We start from the raw sequence: 22876 nt of genomic DNA, 5'->3' as shown, positions 1-22876 counted from the left end.
CTGTCCCCGCAACTCGGGGGATTGCAGGGAGGGACGACCGCACCATGCATTCAGTACAAACAGTCACCAATGGCACATCCGGGGATCCGCGACTCAACTGGAGCAGCACCGAGACCAGCCGCACGCCTCACCTGCTCCACCGCCGCGACGGGATCCTCCCGGCCGTGGCCGCCGCGCTGTCCGTACGCGGAGAGACGCTCACCTGCACCGCCGGCAAGGGGGACCAGCCGCCGGCCCTGCACCCGCTCGTCCAGGACTTCCTCGACACCCTCACCAGCGGCCAGCGCGAACGCTTCACCGGCCGCTGCCCCGAGGCCATACTGCTCTCCCGGCAGCTCACCGCCACCGAGAGCGGCCGCTCCAAACGCGCCCAGCGCAAACCCCTGACCAACGGGGAAGCCCGCCGGGCGCTCAAACACTCCCGGCTCACCGCCCGCCGCATCCGTGAGGACGGCGACCCGCTGCACGGCAGCTACGCACCACCGTGCCGATCCTGTTCGGCGCTCCTCTCCCACTTCGGCGTACGCCCCGTCGACCTCACCACCACCGGCGCCGCGACCACCGCCGAGAAGGGCTGACCGCCCACCGATGCACGACCAGCAGCCGCACCCCCCGCACGCTCCTCACCTTCCGCCTCAGCAGAGGCCGCCGCACAACTCCACCCGCTTCCCCGTCGCCGTCGACGCCGCCCTGCGCGCGGCGGGATGGCAGCCCGGGCGCTGGGACATCCGGCAGGCCGAGGAGTGGGCCGACGCCCTGCGCGCCCACACCTCGCCCGCCGGGCACCGGCACGCGGTCTTCCCGGCGGCGGTGGAGGCCTGGGCGGAGTTCGGGGCCCTGCACATCACGGCGACCGCACCGGGCCGGCAGATCGCACCCACCGCCGTCCGCATCGACCCGCTGCACGGACTGCACCTCGCCCGGACCCTGGGCGACCTGGGCCGCGCCCTGGAGACGGAGGTGGCCCCGCTGGGGGCGGAGGGCGAGGAGCAGGCGGTGCTCGCGATCGACACGGAGGGGCGGGTGTACGGGATCGACCACACGGGCGACTGGTTCCTGGGCCAGGACATCGACGAGGCCCTGGCGACACTGATCACCGGCACGCAACCGGTACGCCTGACATCGAGCCCGTCGGGGGCCTGAGCCACTTTCGGCCCATGGGGCAGCCACTTCAGCCTGCGGGGGCGCCCACTTCAGCCCGTCCGGCGTTTGAGGACGGAACCGTCGCTCGGGACGAACGAGCACCATCACGTCCCCGGACACCCAGGGGCCGCCGCTCTCCCCGGCAAGGGTTCCGTCCTCAAACGCCGGACGGGCTGGGGGTGCGGGCCCGTCTCAAACGCCGGACGGGCTGGGTGGGCCGGACGGGCTGGAATGTGGGCCCGCCGCGTCCGGCAGCACTGCCGACACCCGGAACCCACCCGCGTCCGTAGGACCGGACACGAACACACCCCCCAGCCCCAGCACCCGCTCCCGCATCCCCACCAACCCGTTCCCCCCGCTCGGCAGCCCCGCATCCGCCGCCGCCGCGTCCGAAGGCCCGTTCTCCACCTGCATCGCGACCTCGGAACCCCGGTGCGCCAACCGCACCCACGTCTTCGCCCCCGCCGCATGCTTGTGCACGTTCGTCAGGGCCTCCTGCACCACCCGGAACGCCGTCTGCTCGACCTCGGGCGCGTACGGGCGCAGCTCACCGTCCACCGACAGCTCCACCACCATCCCCGCCTGCCGCGACTGCGCCACCAGCGCCTCCAGCTCGCTCAGCCGGGGCCCGTCCTCCGACGCCGCCGCCGCGGCCGCCGCAGCCGCCTGCCCCACCGACGCCAACGGAACCGCACCGCCACCCGCCGCCACCGGCGCGATCAACGCGTCCCCGCTCCGCAGCACCCCGAGCATCTCCCGCAACTCCGTCAGCGCCTGCCGCCCCATGTCCCCCACCAGCGCCGCGTTCCGCACCGCCTTCGCCGGGTCCTTCGGGGCAACGGCCTGAAGCGCCGCGGCATGGACCACCATCAGGCTCACCCGGTGGGCCACCACGTCATGCATCTCCCGCGCGATCCGGGTCCGCTCCTCCGTACGCGCCCACTCGGCCCGCTCCTCCGCCCGGTCCGCCAGCAGCGACAGCTCCCGCTCCAGCGAGTCCGCCCGCTCCCGCAGGCTCTCCATCAGGCGGCGCCGGGCCCCTATGTACAGGCCGAACAGCACGGCGGGAGCCGTCAGCCCCACCGCCATGAACACCGACACCAGCGGCACATACCAGTCCCCCGGCCCGAAATCGGCATCCTCGGCAACGGTCTGGCGCAGCCGTACGTAGGTGACGATGAACGTCCCCACCAGAGCCATCCCCGCCAGGACGACGGTGATCCGGCGCGGGACCTCGGACGCGGCCAGCGTGTACAGGCCCACCAGGGCCATCAGGAAGCCCATCTCGGCGGGCGTCATCGCGATCGACACCAGCACCACGGCGATCGGCCACCGCCGCCGCACCACCAGCACCGAACCCGCCAGCAGCCCGAACACCACGCCCACCGGCACCGGCAGCCCGGTGTTCCCGGCGAACTCCACCCCCTCCAGCGCACACTCCAGCGCCGATACCAGCGCCAGTCCTACGTCCAGGGCGACACTGCGCCGCCGCTCCCACCACCAGTAGCCGCGGGTGGTCGATCCCGCCGCCTCCCGGTCTGCCCCCGTTGCGGTCATGGCATCCAGCCTACGGGCGGTCGCATCCCATTTTCCGGTGACCGGCAACAGCACGTTCCGCGTTCGAACGAGCACGAAACACACGCCGATCGCCTGAAATGGCGAATCGACCGCACTTTCGACCCGGACGTTCGCATTCCGGACGACGATCACCGTATGACGGAAACCACAAGCAAGTACGCCGACTTCGAGGGCTTACGCACCCAGGCGGTGGCGCTGCGCCGGGAGGGGCTCAGCCGCCGCCAGATCCGCGACCGCCTCCACGTCGACAACAACGACCTCCTCAACCGCCTCCTCCAGGGCGAGCCGGCCCCGGAGTGGACGAAGCGGCCCAACGCCAAGGACGACGTACGGGAGAAGGCCCGCGAGCTGCGCCTCCAGGGCATGACCTACGACCAGATCCAGGTGGAGCTGGGGTGCTCGAAGAGTTCGATCTCGCTCTGGGTACGGGATCTGCCGAAGCCGGAGCGGAGCCGTAGCGCCATCGAGCAGGCGCGTCTCGCGGGACGCATGCGCTGGGACCACGAACTGGCGGTGCGCGACGCCGAACGGCAGAGGACGAAGGCTGCTGCCCGCGACGAGACAGTGACCATGTCGGACCAGGAGCTCTTCTACACCGGAGTGGCCCTGTACTGGGCCGAAGGCGGCAAGGACAAGGTCTACGACCGTCGCGAGAACGTCACCTTCATCAACAGCGACCCGGGCGTCATAGCCGTCTATCTGGCGTGGCTGAATCTGCTGGAAGTGGGGCGGGACCGCCTCTCCTACCGGGTGATGATCCACGAAACCGCCGACGTCCCGGCCGCCGAGCGCTACTGGGCCGGCTTGGTCGGCATCGACGTGTCCGCGCTTCAGAAGACGACGCTCAAGAAGCACAACCCCAAGACGGTGCGGAAGAACGTGGGCGAGGCGTACCGGGGGTGCCTGGTGATCCGCGTGGCCAAGGGCGCCACCCTCTATCGCCGCATCGAAGGGTGGTGGTCGGGGATCGCCGAAGGGGCCACCTCCCGGCTCAAGGAGGGTGATCGACCCGGTAGGGTTGAGCCGTGATCCGCCGTGGGGTAGCGGCATCCCGCAGGCCTTTGGAGCCTTGAGACGCTGGTTCGAATCCAGCCGGCGGAGCTCACGCATCGGGCCCCGACCACACCGGTCGGGGCCCGCCCCCATTCCCCGCCGAAACACCCCCGGTATCCTGCGGATGACCACCACCCGAAGCCGAAGGGCACATCCGTGAGCGCAACCAGCCCGGCAGCCGTCGTCGTCCTCGCAGCGGGTGAGGGCACCCGTATGAAGTCGAAGACCCCCAAGGTCCTGCACGAGATCTCCGGGCGCTCGCTCGTCGGACATGTCGTCGCCGCCGCCCGGGAGCTGGACCCCCAGCACCTCGTCGTGGTCGTCGGGCACGCCAGTGAGCAGGTCACCGCGCACCTGAACGCCGGCGACGCCCCCGTGCGCACCGCCTTCCAGGCCGAGCAGAACGGGACCGGGCACGCCGTCCGTATGGGGCTCGAAGAGCTCGGCGGGTCTGTCGACGGGACCGTGATCGTCGTCTGCGGCGACACCCCGCTGCTCTCCGGCGAGACGCTCGGCGCGCTCGCCGCTACCCACGCCGCCGACGCCAACGCGGTCACCGTCCTGACCGCCGAGGTCCCGGACTCCACCGGCTACGGGCGCATCGTGCGCGACGCCGCCACCGGTGCGGTCACCGAGATCGTCGAGCACAAGGACGCCACCGACGAGCAGCGGGCGATCGCGGAGATCAACTCCGGGGTGTTCGCGTTCGACGGGTCGCTCCTGGCCGACGCGCTGGGCAAGGTGCGCACCGACAACAGCCAGGGCGAGGAGTACCTCACCGATGTGCTCTCCATCCTCCGCGAGGCGGGGCACCGGGTCGGGGCGTCCGTGGCGGGCGACCACCGCGAGATCCTCGGCATCAACAACCGGCTCCAGCTCGCCGAGGCGCGCCGGCTGCTGAACGAGCGGCTGCTGGAGCGGGCGATGCTCGCGGGCGTGACGGTGGTGGACCCGGCGTCCACGCTGATCGACGCGACCGTGACGTACGAGCGGGATGCCGTCGTGCATCCGGGGACGCAGCTGCTCGGGACGACGCATCTCGCGGAGGACAGTGAGGTCGGGCCGAACTCGCGGCTCAAGGACACCGTCGTGCACGCCGCGGCCCGCGTCGACAACTCCGTGACCGACTCGGCCGAGATCGGGGCGGGGGCCTCCGTCGGGCCGTACGCGTATCTGCGGCCGGGGACGCGGTTGGGGGTCAAGTCCAAGGCCGGTACGTACGTCGAGATGAAGAACGCCACCATCGGCGAGGGGACCAAGGTTCCGCACCTCAGCTACGTCGGTGACGCGACCATCGGCGACCACACCAACATCGGCGCGGCCAGCGTCTTCGTGAACTACGACGGGGTGGCCAAGCACCACACGACGATCGGCTCCCACTGCCGTACCGGTTCGGACAATATGTTTGTGGCACCGGTCACGGTCGGGGACGGGGTCTACACCGCCGCCGGGTCGGTCATCACGAAGGACGTCCCCTCCGGTTCGCTCGCCGTGGCGCGGGGCCAGCAGCGGAATATCGAGGGTTGGGTGGCCCGGAAGCGTCCGGGCAGCGCCGCCGCTCAGGCTGCTCAGGCGTCCTCGCAGGGAGCCGACGGCGAAAGCTGACCGGAAACAGGTGCGCCGGTGACGGCGTACCGTGATAGATGCTCACCCCATTTCGGCTGGCTCGTTGCACATCGGGACCTATGCGTGCAGCGCCAGATACACGTCTGAGGAGACTGTGCTGTGACCGGGATCAAGACGACCGGCGAGAAGAAACTGATGCTCTTCTCCGGCCGCGCCCACCCCGAGCTGGCCGAGGAGGTCGCACATCAACTGGGTGTCGGTCTCGTGCCGACGAAGGCTTTCGATTTCGCCAACGGTGAGATCTACGTGCGCTTCCAGGAGTCGGCACGTGGCGCGGACTGCTTCCTGATCCAGAGCCACACGGCTCCGATCAACAAGTGGATCATGGAGCAGCTGATCATGCTGGACGCGCTGAAGCGCGCGTCGGCCCGTTCCATCACGGTGATCGTGCCGTTCTACGGGTACGCCCGTCAGGACAAGAAGCACAAGGGCCGTGAGCCGATCTCGGCGCGTCTGATCGCGGACCTGATGAAGACCGCGGGTGCGGACCGGATCCTCACCGTGGATCTGCACACGGACCAGATCCAGGGCTTCTTCGACGGCCCGGTGGACCACCTGTTCGCGCTGCCGATCCTGGCGGACTACGTGGGCGCCAAGGTCGACCGTTCCAAGCTGACGATCGTGTCGCCGGACGCGGGCCGTGTGCGGGTCGCCGACCGCTGGTGCGACCGGCTGGACGCGCCGCTGGCGATCGTGCACAAGCGCCGCGACAAGGACGTGCCGAACCAGGTCTCCGTCCACGAGGTCGTCGGCAACGTCGAGGGCCGGGTCTGTGTGCTGGTCGACGACATGATCGACACGGGTGGCACGATCTGCGCCGCCGCGGACGCGCTGTTCGCGCACGGGGCGGAGGACGTCATCGTGACGGCGACGCACGGGGTGCTGTCGGGTCCGGCGGCGGACCGGCTGAAGAACTCGAAGGTGAGCGAGTTCGTGTTCACGGACACGCTGCCGACCCCGGGTGAGCTGGAGCTGGACAAGATCACCGTGCTGTCGATCGCGCCGACGATCGCGCGTGCGGTGCGTGAGGTGTTCGAGGACGGTTCGGTGACGAGCCTCTTCGAGGAGCAGGGCTGACCGGAGGAGCGGGGCCGGCCGCCTGAGATCGGTCCCCGCTGATCCACTTTGGGGTACGGCCTCCCCGCCGGGTAGACTCACCGAGTTGCTCGGCGAGGGAGGCCGTACCTGTGTGTACGGACACTCCGTTATCGACGCGCTCTTCGTAGCAGGCCTGTCGTGGGCCGGGTGACCGTCCGAGTTCCGTCAGCCGACGGCTCACCCACCTGACGAGGAGTGCAACATGGCCGAGATCAAGCTCGCCACCGAGGTCCGTACCGAGTTCGGCAAGGGCGCCGCCCGCCGCATCCGCCGTGCCGACCAGGTTCCCGGCGTCGTCTACGGCCACGGTGCCGAGCCGGTCCACGTGACGCTGCCGGGTCACGACCTGCTGCTGGCGCTGCGTACCGCCAACGTGCTGATCGGTCTGAAGATCGACGGCAAGGACGCGCTGGTCATCCCGAAGGCCGTGCAGCGTCACCCCCTCAAGGGCACCATCGAGCACGTCGACCTCCTCACCGTGAAGCGCGGCGAGAAGGTCCAGGTCGAGATCGCGGTGCACACCGAGGGCGACCTGGCGCCGGGCGCCAACCTGCTCGAGTTCGTGCAGAACACGCTGCTCGTCGAGGCCGAGGCCACCCACATCCCGGAGTCCGTGACGGTCTCCGTCGAGGGCCTGGACGCCGGTGACTCGATCGTCGCCAAGGACATCACGCTGCCCAAGGGCGCCACGCTGGCCGGTGACGAGGACGCCATCGTGATCCAGGTCGTCGCCGCGCAGGCCGAGGAGCCGTCCGAGGACGAGGCCGCCGAGGGTGAGACCGAGGGTGCCGAGGCCTGAGCCTCACGCCTCACCGTTCCACCTGCTTGACTGACGGGGTGGTGGTTCCCTTCCGGGGGAGCCGCCGCCCCGTTCGCCTGCCATCACCTGTTCCCGCACGAGGAGACCGAGCGCTGATGTCCGACGCCACCGACCCCTGGCTCATCGTGGGCCTCGGCAACCCCGGCCCCGAGTACGCGGCGAACCGGCACAACGTCGGGTTCATGGTGGCCGATCTGCTGGCGACACGGATCGGCGGGAAGTTCAAGCGCGCGCAGAAGGCGCAGGCGCAGGTGGTGGAGGGGCGGATCGGTCCGCCGGGTCCGGGGAGCCGGCGGGTGGTGCTGGCGAAGCCGATGTCGTACATGAATCTGTCCGGTGGGCCGGTGACGGCGCTGCGGGACTTCTACAAGGTGCCGACGGACCATGTCGTGGCGATCCATGACGAGCTGGACATCGACTACGGGATGCTGCGGCTGAAGCTGGGCGGCGGGGACAACGGGCACAACGGGCTGAAGTCGATGACGAAGTCGATGGGTCCGGATTACCACCGGGTACGGTTCGGGATCGGGCGGCCGCCGGGGCGGATGCAGGTCGCGGATTTCGTGCTGAAGGACTTCGGGTCGGTGGAGCGCAAGGAGCTGGCGTTCCTGGTGGACCGGGCGGCGGACTCGGTGGAGTGTCTGCTGGCGGAGGGGCTGGAGCGGGCGCAGAGCGCGTACAACTCCTGAGCCGCGGCCTGTTCGCTCCTGCCGTGCGCAACTCCTGACATTCCTGTCCCCCTTGGGACGTTTTTCGGCCACAGGTTGACCGGGGGCTGTGCTCTGGCCAAGGATCTGCCCCCATGAAGCGGAGCTCTTCCCAGCGTGCGGCGCACGTGGGCCGTCGGACGGCGCTCGTGGGCCGTCGGACCGCGATGGGGCTGGTGGCCCTGGTGCTGCTGGCCGCGGGGGTGTGGTCGTCGTGGGGTACGGCGCACCATGTCGTGCTGGCCCAGGGGCGTGAGCACGGCACGTTGACGGTGACGGAGTGCGGTGAGGAGACCTGCACCGGCCGGTACGAGCCGGACGCGTCGTCGGCGGCGCGGGCGCGGGTGACGGTGGAGAGGTCGGTCGCGGCGGAGAAGGGTGACCGTTTTCCGGTGGTCGTGAAGCCCGGTACCGATGTGGTGGTCCGCACGGGGGTGCCGGGCCTTCTGCATGCGTGGATGCCGCTGAGCGGGGCGATGGTGCTGGCCGGGTTCGTGATCGGCGGCGGGCTGCGGATGCCGCGTACGGGGTGGGGGGTCGGAACGGCGGGGGCGGCCCTGCTGGCGGCGACGTTCGTCGCGCTGTAGCAGGGCCGCCCGTTCGCTCAAGCGGTACTCAGCCGGTGCTCAACCGGTACTCAGCCGGTGCTCAGCCGGTGCTCAGCCGGTGTTGCGCAGGCCCGCCGCGACACCGTTGACGGTGAGCAGGAGGGCGCGGGAGAGCAGCGGGTCGGGCTCTTCGCCGCGCTCGGCGGCCTGGCGCTGGCGGGCCAGGAGCGAGACCTGGAGGTAGGAGATCGGGTCCAGGTAGGCGTCACGGATGGCGAAGGTCTGCTGGAGTGCCGGGCTGGTGCCGAGGAGTTCGGTGGAGCCGGTGACCTTGAGGACTTCCTTGACCGTGAGCGCGTGCTCGGCCTCGATGGCGTCGAAGACGTGCTTCAGCTCGTCGGGGACGAGCGTGTCGACATAGTGCCGGGCGATGCGCAGGTCGGTCTTGGCGAGCGTCATCTCCACGTTGGAGAGGAAGTTCCGGAAGAAGTGCCACTGCTCGTGCATCTCGTCCAGGACGGTGTCGAGTCCGGCTTCGCGCAGGGCCTTGAGGCCGGAGCCGACGCCGAACCAGCCGGGCACGATCTGCCGCGACTGGGTCCAGCCGAAGACCCACGGGATGGCGCGGAGTCCGTCGAGCGAGACGCCCGAGCCGGGGCGGCGGGCGGGCCGGGAGCCGAGGTGCAGGTCGGCGAGCTGGTCGACCGGGGTGGAGGCGAGGAAGTAGGCCGGGAGGTCGGGGTCCTCGACGAGCTTGCGGTAGGCGTTGTGGGCGGCGTCGGAGACGGTGTCCATGGCCGCGTCCCAGCGGGCAAGGGCCTCGTCGGACTGGCGGGGGGCGGTGTGGAGCGCGGAGGCCTGGAGGGTGGCCGCGACGGTCAGTTCCAGGTTCTCGCGGGCGAGCGCCGGGATGAGGTACTTGTCGGAGATGACCTCGCCCTGCTCGGTCACCTTGATCTCGCCCTCCAGGGTGCCCCAGGGCTGGGCGAGGATCGCGTCGTGGGAGGGGCCGCCGCCGCGGCCGACGGTGCCGCCGCGGCCGTGGAAGAGGCGCAGGCGTACGCCGTAGCGGTGGGCGACGTCGCGGAGCCGGCGCTGGGCGCGGTGGATCTCCCACTGGCTGGTGGTGATGCCGCCGAACTTGGAGGAGTCGCTGTAGCCGAGCATGACCTCCTGGACGTCGCCGCGGAGCGAGACGAGGCGCCGGTAGGAGGGGTCGGCGAGCATCTCGTCGAGGATGGTGTCGGCGGCCTTGAGCTCGTCGGTGGTCTCCAGGAGCGGGACGATGCCGATCTTGGCCCAGCCGGCGTGGAGGTCGAGGAGTCCGGCCTCGCGGGCGAGGACAGCGGCGGCGAAGACGTCGTCGGCGCCCTGGCACATCGAGATGATGTAGGACTCGATGACTTCGGGGCCGAAGCGCTCGAAGGCTTCCTTGATGGTGTGGAAGACGCCGAGGGTCTTCTCTCCGTCCGCGTCGAGCGGGGCGGGGGTGGGGGCGAGCGGCCGGCGGGAGCGGAGCTCCTTGGCGAGGAGCTTCTGCCGGTAGTCGCGGGGCATGTCGGCGTAGCGCCAGGACTCCTCGCCGAGGCGGTCGAAGAGCTGGCCGAGTGTGTGGTGGTGGGCGTCGGCGTGTTCGCGTACGTCCATGGTGGCGAGCTGGAGGCCGAACGCGGCGAGCGTGCGGATGGTGCGGTCCATGCGGCCGTCGGCGAAGAGGCCGCCCTTGTGCTCGCGCAGGGAGGTCTGGATGAGGGCCAGGTCGGCGAGGAGCTCGGAGGTGCCGAGGTAGTCGCAGCCGGGGCGGTGGGGGGTGCCGTTGGCGAGGCGCTCGCGGGTGTTGACGAGCTTCTGCCGGATGCAGGTGGCCTTGAGGCGGTAGGGCTCCTCGGCGTTCAGCCGCTTGTAGCGGGGGCTGATGTCGGGGAGGCGTTCCAGGTCGGCCTGGAGGGAGGTGAGGAGCTCGTCGGTGGCTCCGGTGTAGCGGATGGAGTTGGAGAGCAGGCCGCGCAGGTAGTCGATGAGTTCGAGTGCGTCGGTGATGCCGTGCTCGTGCTGGAGGATCAGGACGTCCCAGGTGACGGCGGGCGTCACGTTGGGGTTGCCGTCGCGGTCGCCGCCGATCCAGGTGCCGAAGGTGAGGGGGCGGGTGCCGGCGGGGAGTTCGACGCCGACGCGCTCCAGCTCGGCGGCGAGGTCTTCGAGGACGTCGCCGACAGCGTTGGCGTGGAGCTCGTCGAGGTAGTAGATGGCGTTGCGGGCCTCGTCGGCGGGCTCCGGGCGGACGACGCGGAGTTCGTCGGTCTGCCAGATGAGGTCGATGTTCTCGGCGAGCCGGAGGTCGTGGCGGCGGCGGTCGGCCTCGATGACCGGGGTCTCCAGGAGCTCGGCGATGCGGCGGAGCTTGTTGAGGACGGAGCGGCGGGCGGCCTCGGTGGGGTGGGCGGTGAAGACCGGCCGGACGTTGAGGTTCTTGACGGTGGCGCGCAGGTGCTCGGGGTCGGCGTCCTTGAGCCGGTCGGCGGTGCGGGCCAGGAGCCCGCCCTCGGCGGCGCGGCGGTCGCGCATCTCGTGGGCGCGGTGGACCTGCTCGGTGACGTTGGCGAGGTGGAAGTAGGTGGAGAAGGCGCGCACGAGCTGTGCGGCGGTCTCCAGCTCCGTCTCACCGAGGAGCTCGGCGGCTGCTTCGCCGTCGGTGCGGGTCAGGGCGCGTACCCGCTCGACGAGGTCGAGGAGTTCCTGGCCTTCCTGGCGTACGAGGGTCTCGCCGAGGAGGTCGCCGAGGCGGCGGATGTCGGCGCGCAGCTCGGGGCTGGCGGCGGGGGTCTGGTCGGCACTGCTCACAGTGTGCGGCTCCTTGCAGTGAATGAGGAGGTGCGTCGCTTCGGCGTCTCCCGGTGACGGTGCTGCTGGGTGGTGGGAGAGCACTGGGCGGGGTACGGGGCCCTGCGGCAGGCAGCGGTGCTGTTGCCACGCCCCGACGAGCGGGTGCGGACCGCGCTGTCCGACCCTCCCAGGATAGGTGTCGTCGCCTCCGGCGTGTCCGCAGCCCTGGCGGGGGGCGGGGAACACCGTCGGCACCGAGTGCCCTACCCCTCGGGCAGGCGGACTACCGCGTACGACGGGCTGGACCGGGTTCTCGTGTTGTGGGCCCCGTCACTGCCATACTTACCAAGCCGTAGGTTACGGAACCGTAGCCATGGCCGTCCGAGCACCACTTCCTCACCCTCCGGGGGTCTCCCCTATGCCGTCCACGCCCGATGTGATCGACGAGCCCGGCCCATCCGCGACCACCGCCACCACCGTCTCCACGCTTCCCCCCGGCACGCTGGGCGGGGACAAGAAGCGGTCGATCGAGCAGTTCGCGCTGCTGGCGTTCATCGTGGTGCCGTTCGTGGCCCTGGTGGCGGCGGTGCCGCTGGCGTGGGGGTGGGGGGTGAGCTGGCTGGACGTCGGGCTGCTGGTGGCGATGTACTTCATCGGCTGCCACGGCATCACGATCGGTTTCCACCGGTACTTCACGCACGGTTCGTTCAAGGCGAAGCGTCCGCTGCGGATCGCGCTGGCCGTGATGGGTTCGCTGGCGGTGGAGGGGCCCCTGGTGCGGTGGGTGGCCGATCACCGCAAGCACCACAAGTTCTCGGACGCGGAGGGTGACCCGCATTCGCCGTGGCGGTTCGGGGAGAGCCTGCCGGCCCTGATGAAGGGGCTGTGGTGGGCGCACATCGCGTGGATGTTCGACGAGGAGCAGACCCCGCAGCAGAAGTACGCCCCCGATCTGATCAAGGACCCGGCGATCCGGGCCATCTCGCGCCACTTCCTGACCTTCACGATCGTCTCGCTGGCGATCCCGCCGCTGGTGGGCGGTCTGGTGACGATGTCGTGGTGGGGTGCGGCGACGGCGTTCTTCTGGGGTTCGCTGGTACGGGTGGCGCTGCTGCACCACGTGACGTGGTCGATCAACTCGATCTGCCACGCGGTCGGCAAGCGCCCCTTCAAGTCCCGTGACCGTTCGGGGAACGTGTGGTGGCTGGCGGTGCTGTCGTGCGGCGAGTCGTGGCACAACCTGCACCACGCGGACCCGACGAGCGCGCGGCACGGGGTGATGCGGGGGCAGATCGACTCCAGCGCCCGGCTGATCCGCTGGTTCGAGCAGCTGGGGTGGGCGTCGAACGTGCGGTGGCCGGATGCGGCCCGTATCGATGCCCGGCGCACGCCCGTACCGGCCGACCCGGCATGATTGACGACGTGGCGACCGACGGCAGCAGCGAGAAGAGCAGACCCACCTCCTCCCGGCGGGCCCGGCGCGTCCGGATGACCGGCAAGGAGCGCCGCGAGCAGCTGCTGGACATCGGCCGTGCCCTCTTCGCCGACAAGGGGTTCGAGGGCACGTCGGTGGAGGAGATCGCGGCCCGCGCCGGGGTCTCCAAGCCGGTGGTGTACGAGCACTTCGGCGGCAAGGAGGGCCTGTACGCGGTGGTGGTCGACCGCGAGATGCGCCAGCTGCTGGACATGGTGCAGGGGGCGCTCACGGCGGGCCATCCGCGGGAGCTGCTGGAGCAGGCGGCGTTCGCGCTGCTGGACTACATCGAGTCGTACACGGACGGTTTCCGGATCCTGGTCCGGGACTCCCCGGTGGCGCAGTCGACGGGCACGTTCGCCTCCCTGATCAGCGATATCGCCACGCAGGTGGAGGACATCCTGGGCCTGGAGTTCAAGGCCCGCGGCTTCGACCCGAAGCTGGCCCCGCTGTACGCGCAGGCGCTGGTGGGGATGGTGGCGCTGACCGGCCAGTGGTGGCTGGACGTCCGCAAGCCGAAGAAGGCGGAGGTCGCGGCGCACCTGGTGAACCTGTGCTGGCACGGGCTGGAGAACCTGGAGGCGAAGCCGCGGCTGATAGGGCACCGGAAGAGCTGACCGGGTGCCCCCGGCGCCTCAAGCCGTGTCCGGCTCCAGCAACTCCGGCCGGTTGCCCGCCGGGTCGGTGGAGGTCCTGCTCGATGCCCAGGTGGAGCTGGACGTGGTCGACGGCGGCGAGGCCCACAGGGGCGGTCAACGGTTCTCCTCGAGGGCTCGGTCTACGGCTTGCGGGCTACGGCGAAGATGCGGCGGAACGGGAAGACCGTGCCGTACGGGCCCGGCGGGTACGCCTCGCGCAGCAGGTCGCGGTATTCGGTGACGAACGCGTCGCGGGCCTCGGGGTCGTCGGCGAGCGCGGTGAGGACGGGGCGCAGGGCGGTGCCCTTGACCCAGTCGAGTACGGCGTCCTCGCCCTGGAGGGTCTGGAGGTAGGTGGTCTCCCAGACGTCCGCCGTGCAGCCCAGGTCGCGGAGGCGGGTGAGGTAGTCCGCGGGCTCCAGGACCGAGGCCGTGCGGTCGCCGGTGCCGTGGAGGCGGGGGCGCCAGCGGTCGGAGTCGCGGAGGCGGGCCAGGAGGGTGTGGCTGGGGGCGGTGAAGTTGCCGGGGACCTGGAAGGCAAGGGTGCCGCCGGGGGCGAGGGCGTCCAGCCAGCGGGGGAAGTACGCGGCGTGGCCGGGGATCCACTGGAGCGCGGAGGTGGAGACGATCAGGCCGTACGTCTCGGTGGGCGTCCAGGTGGCGGCGTCGGCCTCGGCGAAGTCGAGGAGGGGCGGGCGGGCGTGGGCGGCGGCCTCGGCGAGCATCTGCGGGGAGGTGTCGTAGCCGGTGATACGGGCCTGCGGCCAGCGGTCGGCGAGGAGGGCGGTGACGTTGCCGGCGCCGCAGCCGAGGTCGGCGATGCGGGGCGCGGGGTGGCCGGGGAGGTCGCCGATCCGGGCCAGGAGGTCGTGGAAGGGGCGGGTGCGGTGGTCCGCGTGGCGCAGGTACTGCTGCGGGTCCCAGGTGGGGTCGGTCGTGGGCGGCGTGGACGGGGGCGTCGGTGTCATGGGGAACAGGATCACGCTGGCGATATCTTGATGTCAAGACACTTGAATTCAAGAGACTTCATGTCGACAGACCCTCTACACTGATCCACATGGAGGACGAGGTCGACCGACTGGTCGCAGCATGGCGCCGAGAGCGCCCCGACCTCGACGTGGAACCACTCGAGGTGCTCAGTCGCGTCTCCCGCCTGGCACGCCACCTCGACCGGGCCCGCCGCATAGCGTTCGCCGAGCACCACCTGGAGCCGTGGGAGTTCGACGTCCTGACCTCGCTGCGCCGCGCGGGACCCCCGTACCAGCTCTCCCCCGGGCAACTGCTGACCCAGACCCTGGTCACCTCGGGCACGATGACCAACCGCATCGACCGGCTCACCAAGAAGAACCTGGTCGAGCGGCTCCCCGACCCCAGCGACCGGCGCGGCGTCCTCGTCCGGCTGACCGCCGAGGGGCGCGACAAGGCCGACCAGTCGCTGGCCGGGCTCCTCGACCAGGAGCGGGCCATCCTCGGCGAGCTCTCCCGCCGCCAGCGCGGCGAACTGGCCGGCCTGCTACGCCAGTTGACTGCCCCGTTCGACAACATCCCCGGCTAGCCGGACCGTTACGGGCTCCGCCGGGCCGACCCCGGCCCGGCGGGCGAGCGCCACGGCGGCCAGCGTCGAGTGCACCCCGAGCTTGCCCAGCACGTTCTGCATATGCGTACGGACCGTGTGCGGGGAGAGGAACAACCGCTCCGCGACCGCCTTCCGCCCAAGACCCGCCACCATGCAGCGCAGCACCTCGCGCTCGCGCGGCGTCAGGGACTCCACCAGCTGCTCGCTCTCGGTGCGGTGCTTGCGGGCCGTGGTCAGCTCCCGCAGGACCCCGGTGAGCAGGGCGGGCGGCAGATGCGTCTCGTCGCGCAGCACCCCCCGGATCACCGTGAGCAGCCGCTGCAACGAGCAGTCCTTGGCCACCCACCCCGAGGCCCCCGCCTGGAGCGCCCGGGCCGCGCACCGCGGGTCGTCCTTCTCCGCCAGCACCACCGAGCGCACGCCGGGCCGGGCCACGCGGACCTGGGCGACCAGCGAGATGCCGTCGACGGCCCCCGGCTCCTCCGGCCGGGGCACGGGGAGCGCCGGGACACCGCCGGCAGCCGGGACGCCACCGGCAGCAGGGGAGCCGCCGAGAGCAGGGGCACCCCCGTGGGCCGCGGCGCCCCCGGGGGCCGGCCCGCCCAGCTCGGCGTCGACCAGGATCACGTCGTACGGGCGCGCCTCGGCGGCCGCGCGCTCCAGTGCGCGCAGCGCGGCCGGGCCGCTGCCCGCCGCCGCCACGTCCACGTCCGGTTCGGCCGCGAGGGCCGCCGCGAGAGATTCGGCGAAGATGCGGTGGTCGTCGACCACCAGAACCCGGATTCGAGCCACAGAGAGACCCCCATCAGCGGGGGCGGACAGCTGCGGGTACGGCGTCCGGAACATCCGGCGGGCCCGTGGCCTGCCTTCGGGTGGACCGTGGTGGGCCGACCGCCGTCGTCCGCACCGCGTGCCACCCCGCTCCGGGCGCCGTACCCGACTCTCTCGCCCCCTGATCCGGCACCGGCCCCCACCGGTGCTGGGATCAGCGTACGGGCGGGGGCCGGAGGGGGAAGGCGATTCGCGGAACTGATGAGCCAGGGGGATCCCGTGGTGTTTAGGGTGGGGTTCATGTTCCGTCTTGAGACAGAAGTGGACAAAGAACGTCACCGTCTGCTGAGCAAGCGCCTGCACGAGGACAATGTCGCGGCGTCGCCCGCCCTGCGCGCCCTGCTCTCCACCTCCGCCGAGCACGAAACCCCGCTGGAGGTGTGGGCGTTGGACGAGCACGGCGCGGTCGCCGGCGGGCTGACCGGGCGGACCTGGGCGTACTGGCTCCATGTCGAACTGCTCTGGGTGGACGCCCGCCACCGCGGCTCCGGCCTCGGCTCGCAACTCCTCGCCGAGGCCGAGCGGGTGGCCCGCACGGAGCGGGCCTGTACCCGCTCCCGGCTGGAGACCTGGGACTTCCAGGCCCCGGACTTCTACCGGAAGCAGGGGTACGAGGAGATCGGCCGGGTCGAGGACTACCCGCCGGGCGTCACCGAGTTCATCCTCACCAAGCGGCTCTGAACGGGCCGTACGCGTAAGCCGGTTCAGCTCAGACGGCGTGCTCCCGCCGAGGGGATCGCCGCGAAGATCCCCGGCGCCGCGTGCCCCGCCCCGGCGAACGCCTTCGTGACGGCCTCGGCCACCGCGTCGGCCTCCGCCGCCTCCACCAGCACGATCGCCGAGCCGCCGAAGCCGCCGCCGGTCATCCGCGCCCCGAGCGCCCCGGCCTCCCCCGCCGCCGCGACCGCGAGGTCCAACTCCGGGCAGGAGACCCGCAGATCGTCGCGGAGCGAGCGGTGGCCCTCGTTCAGGACCGGGCCCGCCGCCCGTACGTCGCCCGCGTCCAGCAGGGCGATGACCTGCTCGACCCGGCGGTTGTCGCCGACGACATGGGTGACGTAACGGATGACGGCCTCGTCCGCCCCGGCGTCCGCGAGGGTGGTCAGGGCCGCGTCGAGACCGTCGTACGGGAGGTCGCGCAGGGTGGGTATCCCCAGCAGCCGGGCGCCCTCCTCGCAGCCGGCCCGGCGCTCCGCGTACGCCCCGTCGCCGAGCGCGTGCTTGACCCGGGTGTCGACGACCAGGAGCGTGAGGCCCTGGGCGGCCAGGTCGAAGGGGACCTGGCGCAGGGTGAGGTCGCGGGTGTCCAGGTGCAGGGCGTGGCCCTCGGTGCAACAGGCCGACGCCATCTGGTCCATGATCCCGCAGGGCACGCCGACGAAGTCGTTCTCGGCGCGGCGCCCGATCACGGCCAGCTCGGGACCGGTCAGGCCGAGGCCGAACAGGTCGTTGAGCGCGAGCGCCGTGACGGTCTCCAGGGCGGCGGATGAGGAGAGCCCGGCGCCGGTGGGGACGGTGGAGGTGAGCGCGATGTCGGCCCCGGTGACCGGGTGGCCGGCCTCGCGCAGCGCCCAGACGACGCCCGCCGGGTAGGCGGCCCAGCCGTGACCGGAGCGCGGGGCCAGCTCCTCGACGCGGAGCGAGACGACCCCGCCGGGCACGTCGGAGGAGTGCAGCCGCAGGACGCCGTCGGTGCGCGGGGCGACGGCGGCGCGGGCGGTGTGCGGGAGGGCGAGCGGCATGACGAAGCCGTCGTTGAAGTCGGTGTACTCGCCGATGAGGTTCACCCGTCCGGGTGCCGCCCATACGCCGTGGGGTTCACCCCCGTACAGCTCGGCGAAGGTCCCGTACAGCTCGGCGAAGGTCCCGTACAGCTCGGTGGCGGCGGGGTCGGGGCCGGTCTGCTCAGCGCTCTCGCTCATGGGGTGGTGATCTCCTCTCGGCGGGCGAACTGCCAGGCGTCGGCGACGATTCCGGCCAGGTCGGCACGGGACGGCTGCCAGCCGAGGCGTTCGACGGCGGTGGCGGCGGAGGCGACGAGGACGGCCGGGTCGCCGCCTCGGCGCGGGGCCGGGGTCTCGGGGATGGGGTGGCCGGTGACCTTGCGGACGGTCTCGATGACCTCGCGGACCGAGAAGCCGTTGCCGTTGCCGAGGTTGCAGATGAGGTGCTCGCCGGGGGCGGCCGCGTCCAGGGCGAGGAGGTGGGCCTCGGCGAGGTCGGCGACGTGGATGTAGTCGCGGACGCAGGTGCCGTCGGGCGTGGGGTAGTCGTCGCCGTAGACGGAGATCGACTCCCGCTTGCCCAGGGCCACTTGGAGGACGAGCGGGATGAGGTGCGACTCGGGCGTGTGACGCTCGCCGCAACTGCCGTACGCCCCGGCCACGTTGAAGTAGCGCAGCGAGACGGCGGCCAGTCCGTGGGCGGTGGCCTCGCCGCTGATCATGTGGTCGACGGCGAGCTTGGAGGCCCCGTACGGGCTGGTGGGGGCGGTGGGGTCGGTCTCGGTGATGGGGCTGGAGACCGGTTCGCCGTAGGTGGCGGCGGTGGAGGAGAAGACGAGGGTGCGGATGCCGTGTTCGCGCATGGCGGCGAGGAGGGCGGTGGTGCCGCCGACGTTGTTGACCCAGTACTTCTCCGGGTCCACGACGGACTCGCCGACCTGGGAGTACGCGGCGAAGTGCAGGACCCCGTCGTAGGAGGGGTCGAGGTGCCGGGCGGCGTCCTGGATGCGGCCCTCGATGAAGGTGGCGCCGGCCGGGACGCCGGCCCGGAAGCCGGTGGAGAGGTCGTCCAGCACGGTGACCGTGTGCCCGGCCTCCAGCAGATGCTGGGCGACCACACTGCCGACGTATCCGGCCCCGCCGGTGACCAGGTACTTCTTCGGCTCGCTCATTCGCTCGCTACCTCTCGCAGTCGCTGGGCCGCGGCTTCCGGCGGCACGTCGTTGATGAACACACTCATGCCGGATTCGGAACCCGCGAGGAACTTCAGCTTGCCGGAGGTACGGCGAATGGTGAAAAGCTCCAGATGCAGGGCGAAGTCCTCCCGTCCGGGAACCCCGAACGGCGCCTGGTGCCAGGCGGAGATGTACGGGGTCGGCGGCTCGCCGGGTCCGAAGATCCGGTCGAAGCGCCTCAAGAGTTCCAGATAGACCTGTGGGAACTCTGTACGCGCCGCCTCGTCGAGTGCGGGCAGGTCGGGGACGCGGCGGCGGGGGTGCAGGTGGACCTCGTAGGGCCAGTGCGCCGCGTACGGGACGTAGGCGATCCAGTGGTCGGTGGCGAGGACGACCCGGGTGCCCTCCTTCTCCTCGCGGGCGACGACGTCGTCGAAGAGGTTGCCCCCGGTCTCCTCGTGGTGGCGGGCGGCCGAGCGGAGCATCAGCTCGGTGCGGGGGGTGACGAAGGGGTAGCCGTAGATCTGGCCGTGCGGGTGGCCGAGGGTCACGCCGATCTCGGCGCCCCGGTTCTCGAAGCAGAAGACCTGGGTGACCTGGTCGAGTGCGGAGAGTGCGGCGGTGCGGTCGGTCCAGGCGGCGAGGACGAGCGCGGCCTGCTCCTCGGTGAGGTCGGCGAAGGACGCGTCGTGGTCGGAGGTGAAGCAGACGACCTCGCAGCGGCCGGAGTCACCGGCGAGGGAGGGGAAACGGTTCTCGAAGACGGCGACGTCGTAGTGGCTGTCGGGGATCTCGCTGAGGCGTCCGTCCCGGGTGGGGCAGAGCGGGCAGGAGTCGGCCGGCGGGTGGTAGGTGCGCGCCTGGCGGTGCGAGGCGACGGCGACCGCGTCGCCGAGCAGCGGGTCGCGGCGGATCTCCGAGGAGGTCGACACGGCGTCCAGCGGGCGCCGGTCGACGGCGTCGCGGACGGTGCCGTCAGCGGAGTCGTAGTAGATCAGCTCACGGCCGTCGGCCAGGCGCGTAACCGTCTTCTTCACCAGGGTCCTCCACCCGTTCCCCCGATCAACATAAACGCACATAACAAATCACAAGCGAACACCCTCGTCAATGGCGGCCGCCCGCGTGCCACCCGCACAGGCCACCCGTAACACTGCCGCGCGGCATACCCGGACATTCCACCGCACTCGATCACGATCGAACAAAGAAGACCAACGAAACTGTTCATTTAACGAACGCAGAGGCGTAAGTTCCGTCGGGTTCAGTTCGCGCAACGAAGCGGGTACCCCCCATGCAGACACTGGCCGAAGGGCTCCGTCTCCCCACGAACGGGCTCGACTACGCCATCCTGGCGATCTACTTCGTCGTCGTCCTCGGCATCGGCTTCGCGGCCCGTGCGAGTGTGAAGACGAGTCTCGACTTCTTCCTCTCCGGACGGTCCCTGCCCGCCTGGGTGACCGGTCTCGCCTTCGTCGCGGCGAATCTCGGTGCCACCGAGATCCTCGGCATGGCGGCGACCGGCGCGCAGTACGGCGTCGCGGTGGTCCACTGGTACTGGATCGGCGCCATCCCCGCCATGGTCTTCCTCGGCCTGGTGATGATGCCGTTCTACTACCGCTCCAAGGTGCGCTCCGTACCGGAGTTCCTGCTCCAGCGGTTCGACAAGTCCGCCCACCTGCTGAGCTCCATACTCTTCGCCTTCGCGGCGATCCTCATCGCGGGCGTCAACCTGTACGCCCTGTCGATCGTCGTGGAGGCGCTCCTCGGCTGGCCGCAGTGGGTCGCGATCGTCGTCGCGGGCCTGTTCGTGCTGGTCTACATCACCATCGGCGGCCTCTCCTCGGCGATCTACAACGAGGTGCTCCAGTTCTTCGTGATCCTCGCCGCGCTGATCCCGATCACCGTGCTGGGTCTCAAGCGGGTCGGCGGCTGGGACGCCATGAGCGACTCGCTGACCAAGCAGCACGGCGGCGACTTCATGACGGCCTGGGGCGGCACCGGCATCGGTGACGCCAACCCGCTGGGCGCCAACTGGCTGACGATCATCCTCGGCCTCGGCTTCGTGCTCTCCTTCGGCTACTGGACGACGAACTTCGCCGAGGTGCAGCGCGCGCTGTCCGCGAAGAACCTCTCCGCCGCCAAGCGCACCCCGCTGATCGCCGCCTTCCCGAAGATCTTCATCGTCTTCGCGGTGATGATCCCGGGCCTGGTCGCGGCCGTGATCGTGCCGCAGATCGGCACCCCGGACTCGGACCTCACGTACAACGACGCGATCCCGCTGCTGATGCAGGAGTTGCTGCCCAACGGGGTGCTCGGCATCGCGGTGACCGGTCTGCTCGCCGCGTTCATGGCGGGCATGGCGGCCAACGTGTCCTCGTTCAACACGGTGTTCACGACGGACATCTGGCAGCGGTACGTGGTGAAGGGCAAGCCGGACACGTACTACCTGAAGTTCGGCCGTCTGATCACGGCGATCGGGGTGCTGGCCTCGATCGGCACGGCGTTCATCGCGGCGAGCTTCTCGAACATCATGAGCTACCTGCAGACGCTGTTCTCGTTCTTCAACGTCCCGATGTTCGTCGTCTTCATCATCGGCATGTTCTGGAAGCGCGCTTCCATGAAGTCCGGTGTCTGGGGGCTGATCGCGGGTACCGGCGCCGCGATGGTCAACTACTTCTGGATCTACAAGGGCGGGGTCATCGACATCCCGTCCGACCAGGGCGCCAACTTCGTCTCCGCGATCGTCGGCTTCGTCGCCGGTGCCGTCGTCATGGTCGTCGTCACGCTCTTCACCGCGCCGAAGCCCGAAGCGGAGCTGGCCGGTCTGGTGTACGGGACCGAGTCCCCGGACCCCGACGAGGCGCTGGAGGAGGCCGACAAGGCCTGGTACCGCAAGCCCGCGCTGCTCGGCTGGGGCGCGATCGTGCTCGCCGCCGCGTGCTACATCCCCTACTCGTTCTGATCGGAGGCACTCACCATGTCCGACCTGCACAAGGAAGTCTCCGAGCTGGAGCGCAAGTCCGCGACCGCCGCTCGTCTCTTCGACATCCGGCGGATCATCGGCGGCCTGTTCGTGGTCTACGGAGTGATCGTCACCATCGCCGGGATCAGCCCGTCCGACGCCGACCTGAAGAAGGCCGAGGGCGTCCACATCAACCTGTGGACCGGCCTCGCGATGCTGGCGCTCGGCCTGTTCTTCCTCATCTGGATGAAGCTCCGCCCGGCCCAGGCGCCTGCCGCCCCGGTCGAGGAGACCGACGCGGACTGACCCGTCGCCTGCCCTGACGCCCTCGGGGGCCGTACGTCACCCGCGCTGTCCGGGAACGTACGGCCCCTGTCGCGTCCCGCCGTCCGCTGCCGCCCGGTCCAGCAGCCCGGTACGGGCCGCGAGGGCGGCCGCCTCCAGCCGGGAGCCGACGCCCAGCTTCATCAGGACCCGCTGGACGTGCGTACGGGCGGTGCTCGGCGCGATCCGCATCCCGGCCGCGATCAACCGGGTGTCCTCGCCCTCGGCGACCCGGACCAGGACCTCCGCCTCGCGCGGGGTCAGCATCTGGAGCAGCCGGCGGCCCTCGTCGTCGGGCTGGGCCGCCGGGTTGAGCAGCTCGGCGAAGGCGCCCTGAAGCAGCTGCGGGGCGACGGCGCTCTCCCCCGCCCGCGCCTTCAGCATCGCCCGCTCGACGCCCTCGATGCGCTCGTCGTGCCGTACGTACCCCGCCGCCCCGGCCGCGAAGGCCGCGGCGATCCCGCGCGGGCTCGGCACCGGCCCGAGGACCACCACGGCCACCTGCGGGCGCTCCTGGACGATGCGCGTGATCGGGTCGAAGACCCCCGGCGCGGCGGGCGACGCCGTACCGAAGAGGCAGACCTCCGGGGCCCGGCTGACCACCAGCTCCGCCGACCCGGACGTCGGGGCGGCCGCCGCGAGCACCCGGTGCCCGCGCAGTTTCAGCGCCGAGGCGAGTGCCTCGGCGAGCAGGCGGTGGTCATCGACCACCATGAGCCGCACGCTCATCGATCAAGCTCCCAAGTGCCCGTGTATGCCCTGGATACCGGCCCCCCGGG

At 70.8% G+C, this 22876-nt stretch carries 22 protein-coding genes and 1 tRNA gene; 15 read left to right on the top strand and 8 right to left on the bottom strand.

Annotation, left to right across the window (positions count from 1 at the left end):
• Window positions 1-44 precede the first annotated feature (44 nt).
• Window positions 45-578 carry a YwqJ-related putative deaminase gene (locus R2B67_RS21995; RefSeq protein ID WP_026242143.1) on the top strand — a complete coding sequence of 178 codons (534 nt, stop codon included), beginning with the start codon at window positions 45-47 and terminating at the stop codon, window positions 576-578.
• Between the two features lie 10 nt (window positions 579-588).
• The gene (locus tag R2B67_RS21990) at window positions 589-1143 is read left to right on the top strand and encodes an SUKH-3 domain-containing protein (protein WP_237326300.1); all 555 of its coding nucleotides are present in this window, start codon (window positions 589-591) and stop codon (window positions 1141-1143) included.
• Window positions 1144-1335: 192 nt separating this feature from the next.
• Here the strand turns inward: R2B67_RS21990 and R2B67_RS21985 are convergent, their stop codons facing one another.
• Window positions 1336-2700, bottom strand: a complete 1365-nt coding sequence (locus R2B67_RS21985; RefSeq protein ID WP_317820447.1) for a sensor histidine kinase — start codon at window positions 2698-2700, stop codon at window positions 1336-1338.
• 156 nt (window positions 2701-2856) lie between these two features.
• On the opposite strand from R2B67_RS21985, the gene R2B67_RS21980 reads away from it, so the two are divergent.
• The 7 genes from R2B67_RS21980 to R2B67_RS21950 all read left to right on the top strand — a co-directional run bounded on the left by R2B67_RS21980 (window position 2857) and on the right by R2B67_RS21950 (window position 8612).
• Window positions 2857-3750, top strand: coding sequence for a hypothetical protein (locus R2B67_RS21980; RefSeq protein ID WP_317820446.1), 894 nt, complete (start codon window positions 2857-2859; stop codon window positions 3748-3750).
• A tRNA-Gln gene (locus R2B67_RS21975) sits at window positions 3751-3822 on the top strand. It begins immediately after the preceding gene.
• A 108-nt stretch (window positions 3823-3930) separates the two neighbouring features.
• Complete coding sequence (glmU, locus tag R2B67_RS21970; RefSeq protein ID WP_317820445.1) at window positions 3931-5379, top strand: bifunctional UDP-N-acetylglucosamine diphosphorylase/glucosamine-1-phosphate N-acetyltransferase GlmU; 1449 nt, start codon at window positions 3931-3933, stop codon at window positions 5377-5379.
• 120 nt (window positions 5380-5499) lie between these two features.
• On the top strand, window positions 5500-6477 hold the full coding sequence (locus R2B67_RS21965) for a ribose-phosphate diphosphokinase (protein WP_018515674.1): 978 nt from the start codon (window positions 5500-5502) through the stop codon (window positions 6475-6477).
• Between the two features lie 223 nt (window positions 6478-6700).
• The gene (locus R2B67_RS21960; RefSeq protein ID WP_317820439.1) at window positions 6701-7297 is read left to right on the top strand and encodes a 50S ribosomal protein L25/general stress protein Ctc; all 597 of its coding nucleotides are present in this window, start codon (window positions 6701-6703) and stop codon (window positions 7295-7297) included.
• 116 nt (window positions 7298-7413) lie between these two features.
• Window positions 7414-8007, top strand: a complete 594-nt coding sequence (gene pth, locus R2B67_RS21955; protein WP_237326305.1) for an aminoacyl-tRNA hydrolase — start codon at window positions 7414-7416, stop codon at window positions 8005-8007.
• Between the two features lie 113 nt (window positions 8008-8120).
• A complete protein-coding gene (locus R2B67_RS21950) occupies window positions 8121-8612 on the top strand; it encodes a hypothetical protein (RefSeq protein ID WP_317820437.1) in 492 nt (163 codons plus the stop codon).
• 72 nt (window positions 8613-8684) lie between these two features.
• On the opposite strand, the gene ppc is transcribed toward R2B67_RS21950, so the two are convergent.
• A complete protein-coding gene (gene ppc / locus R2B67_RS21945; RefSeq protein ID WP_317820435.1) occupies window positions 8685-11414 on the bottom strand; it encodes a phosphoenolpyruvate carboxylase in 2730 nt (909 codons plus the stop codon).
• A 400-nt stretch (window positions 11415-11814) separates the two neighbouring features.
• On the opposite strand from ppc, the gene R2B67_RS21940 reads away from it, so the two are divergent.
• On the top strand, window positions 11815-12810 hold the full coding sequence (locus R2B67_RS21940; RefSeq protein WP_317820433.1) for an acyl-CoA desaturase: 996 nt from the start codon (window positions 11815-11817) through the stop codon (window positions 12808-12810).
• Window positions 12807-13487 (top strand): TetR/AcrR family transcriptional regulator, encoded by a 681-nt coding sequence (locus R2B67_RS21935; protein WP_026242145.1) that lies wholly within the window; start codon window positions 12807-12809, stop codon window positions 13485-13487. Before R2B67_RS21940 ends, R2B67_RS21935 begins: the two co-directional genes overlap by 4 nt.
• Before the next feature lie 161 nt (window positions 13488-13648).
• Here R2B67_RS21935 and R2B67_RS21930 read toward each other — a convergent pair whose 3' ends face one another.
• On the bottom strand, window positions 13649-14476 hold the full coding sequence (locus R2B67_RS21930; RefSeq protein ID WP_317820432.1) for a trans-aconitate 2-methyltransferase: 828 nt from the start codon (window positions 14474-14476) through the stop codon (window positions 13649-13651).
• A gap of 89 nt (window positions 14477-14565) precedes the next feature.
• Between R2B67_RS21930 and R2B67_RS21925 the strand changes: the two genes are divergently transcribed.
• Window positions 14566-15063, top strand: a complete 498-nt coding sequence (locus tag R2B67_RS21925; RefSeq protein WP_018515683.1) for a MarR family winged helix-turn-helix transcriptional regulator — start codon at window positions 14566-14568, stop codon at window positions 15061-15063.
• Here the strand turns inward: R2B67_RS21925 and R2B67_RS21920 are convergent.
• Entirely contained in the window at window positions 15022-15876 is an 855-nt protein-coding gene (locus tag R2B67_RS21920; protein ID WP_317820431.1) for a LuxR C-terminal-related transcriptional regulator, read from the bottom strand. The genes R2B67_RS21925 and R2B67_RS21920 overlap by 42 nt on opposite strands.
• 279 nt (window positions 15877-16155) lie before the next feature.
• On the opposite strand from R2B67_RS21920, the gene R2B67_RS21915 reads away from it, so the two are divergent.
• Complete coding sequence (locus R2B67_RS21915) at window positions 16156-16596, top strand: GNAT family N-acetyltransferase (protein ID WP_026242147.1); 441 nt, start codon at window positions 16156-16158, stop codon at window positions 16594-16596.
• Between the two features lie 23 nt (window positions 16597-16619).
• Here the strand turns inward: R2B67_RS21915 and galK are convergent, their stop codons facing one another.
• The 3 genes from galK to galT are packed head-to-tail and all read right to left on the bottom strand — an operon-like array spanning window position 16620 to window position 19851.
• Entirely contained in the window at window positions 16620-17837 is a 1218-nt protein-coding gene (gene galK, locus R2B67_RS21910) for a galactokinase (RefSeq protein ID WP_317820430.1), read from the bottom strand.
• The gene (galE, locus tag R2B67_RS21905; protein ID WP_317820429.1) at window positions 17834-18811 is read right to left on the bottom strand and encodes a UDP-glucose 4-epimerase GalE; all 978 of its coding nucleotides are present in this window, start codon (window positions 18809-18811) and stop codon (window positions 17834-17836) included. The genes galK and galE overlap by 4 nt, the downstream gene beginning before the upstream one ends.
• Window positions 18808-19851, bottom strand: coding sequence for a galactose-1-phosphate uridylyltransferase (gene galT / locus R2B67_RS21900; protein WP_317820428.1), 1044 nt, complete (start codon window positions 19849-19851; stop codon window positions 18808-18810). Before galT ends, galE begins: the two co-directional genes overlap by 4 nt.
• Before the next feature lie 251 nt (window positions 19852-20102).
• Between galT and R2B67_RS21895 the strand changes: the two genes are divergently transcribed.
• Together R2B67_RS21895 and R2B67_RS21890 are read left to right on the top strand one after the other, a co-directional pair.
• Window positions 20103-21773: a sodium:solute symporter family protein gene (locus R2B67_RS21895; protein WP_317820426.1), complete on the top strand. Its 1671-nt coding sequence runs from the start codon at window positions 20103-20105 to the stop codon at window positions 21771-21773.
• Window positions 21774-21788: 15 nt separating this feature from the next.
• Window positions 21789-22079, top strand: a complete 291-nt coding sequence (locus R2B67_RS21890) for a hypothetical protein (RefSeq protein WP_317820424.1) — start codon at window positions 21789-21791, stop codon at window positions 22077-22079.
• Between the two features lie 36 nt (window positions 22080-22115).
• Here R2B67_RS21890 and R2B67_RS21885 read toward each other — a convergent pair whose 3' ends face one another.
• On the bottom strand, window positions 22116-22826 hold the full coding sequence (locus R2B67_RS21885; protein WP_109978117.1) for a helix-turn-helix transcriptional regulator: 711 nt from the start codon (window positions 22824-22826) through the stop codon (window positions 22116-22118).
• Between the last annotated feature and the right edge of the window lie 50 nt (window positions 22827-22876).

The organism is Streptomyces cyaneofuscatus (assembly GCF_033109485.1).
GTDB classification, from domain to species: Bacteria; Actinomycetota; Actinomycetes; order Streptomycetales; family Streptomycetaceae; genus Streptomyces; species Streptomyces cyaneofuscatus.
This window is presented reverse-complemented; position numbering and strand designations above follow the sequence as displayed.

What these genes read in the sequence shown, in the direction of transcription:
- R2B67_RS21885 (WP_109978117.1), bottom strand. Translation starts at nt 22,826, where the DNA reads ATGAGCGTGCGGCTCATGGTGGTCGATGACCACCGCCTGCTCGCCGAG.
- R2B67_RS21950 (WP_317820437.1), top strand. Translation starts at nt 8,121, where the DNA reads ATGAAGCGGAGCTCTTCCCAGCGTGCGGCGCACGTGGGCCGTCGGACG.
- R2B67_RS21935 (WP_026242145.1), top strand. Translation starts at nt 12,807, where the DNA reads ATGATTGACGACGTGGCGACCGACGGCAGCAGCGAGAAGAGCAGACCC.
- R2B67_RS21890 (WP_317820424.1), top strand. Translation starts at nt 21,789, where the DNA reads ATGTCCGACCTGCACAAGGAAGTCTCCGAGCTGGAGCGCAAGTCCGCG.
- galE (WP_317820429.1), bottom strand. Translation starts at nt 18,811, where the DNA reads ATGAGCGAGCCGAAGAAGTACCTGGTCACCGGCGGGGCCGGATACGTC.
- R2B67_RS21930 (WP_317820432.1), bottom strand. Translation starts at nt 14,476, where the DNA reads ATGACACCGACGCCCCCGTCCACGCCGCCCACGACCGACCCCACCTGG.
- R2B67_RS21960 (WP_317820439.1), top strand. Translation starts at nt 6,701, where the DNA reads ATGGCCGAGATCAAGCTCGCCACCGAGGTCCGTACCGAGTTCGGCAAG.
- R2B67_RS21940 (WP_317820433.1), top strand. Translation starts at nt 11,815, where the DNA reads ATGCCGTCCACGCCCGATGTGATCGACGAGCCCGGCCCATCCGCGACC.
- R2B67_RS21990 (WP_237326300.1), top strand. Translation starts at nt 589, where the DNA reads ATGCACGACCAGCAGCCGCACCCCCCGCACGCTCCTCACCTTCCGCCT.
- pth (WP_237326305.1), top strand. Translation starts at nt 7,414, where the DNA reads ATGTCCGACGCCACCGACCCCTGGCTCATCGTGGGCCTCGGCAACCCC.
- R2B67_RS21915 (WP_026242147.1), top strand. Translation starts at nt 16,156, where the DNA reads ATGTTCCGTCTTGAGACAGAAGTGGACAAAGAACGTCACCGTCTGCTG.
- R2B67_RS21980 (WP_317820446.1), top strand. Translation starts at nt 2,857, where the DNA reads ATGACGGAAACCACAAGCAAGTACGCCGACTTCGAGGGCTTACGCACC.
- R2B67_RS21985 (WP_317820447.1), bottom strand. Translation starts at nt 2,700, where the DNA reads ATGACCGCAACGGGGGCAGACCGGGAGGCGGCGGGATCGACCACCCGC.
- R2B67_RS21895 (WP_317820426.1), top strand. Translation starts at nt 20,103, where the DNA reads ATGCAGACACTGGCCGAAGGGCTCCGTCTCCCCACGAACGGGCTCGAC.
- R2B67_RS21995 (WP_026242143.1), top strand. Translation starts at nt 45, where the DNA reads ATGCATTCAGTACAAACAGTCACCAATGGCACATCCGGGGATCCGCGA.
- R2B67_RS21925 (WP_018515683.1), top strand. Translation starts at nt 14,566, where the DNA reads ATGGAGGACGAGGTCGACCGACTGGTCGCAGCATGGCGCCGAGAGCGC.
- galK (WP_317820430.1), bottom strand. Translation starts at nt 17,837, where the DNA reads ATGAGCGAGAGCGCTGAGCAGACCGGCCCCGACCCCGCCGCCACCGAG.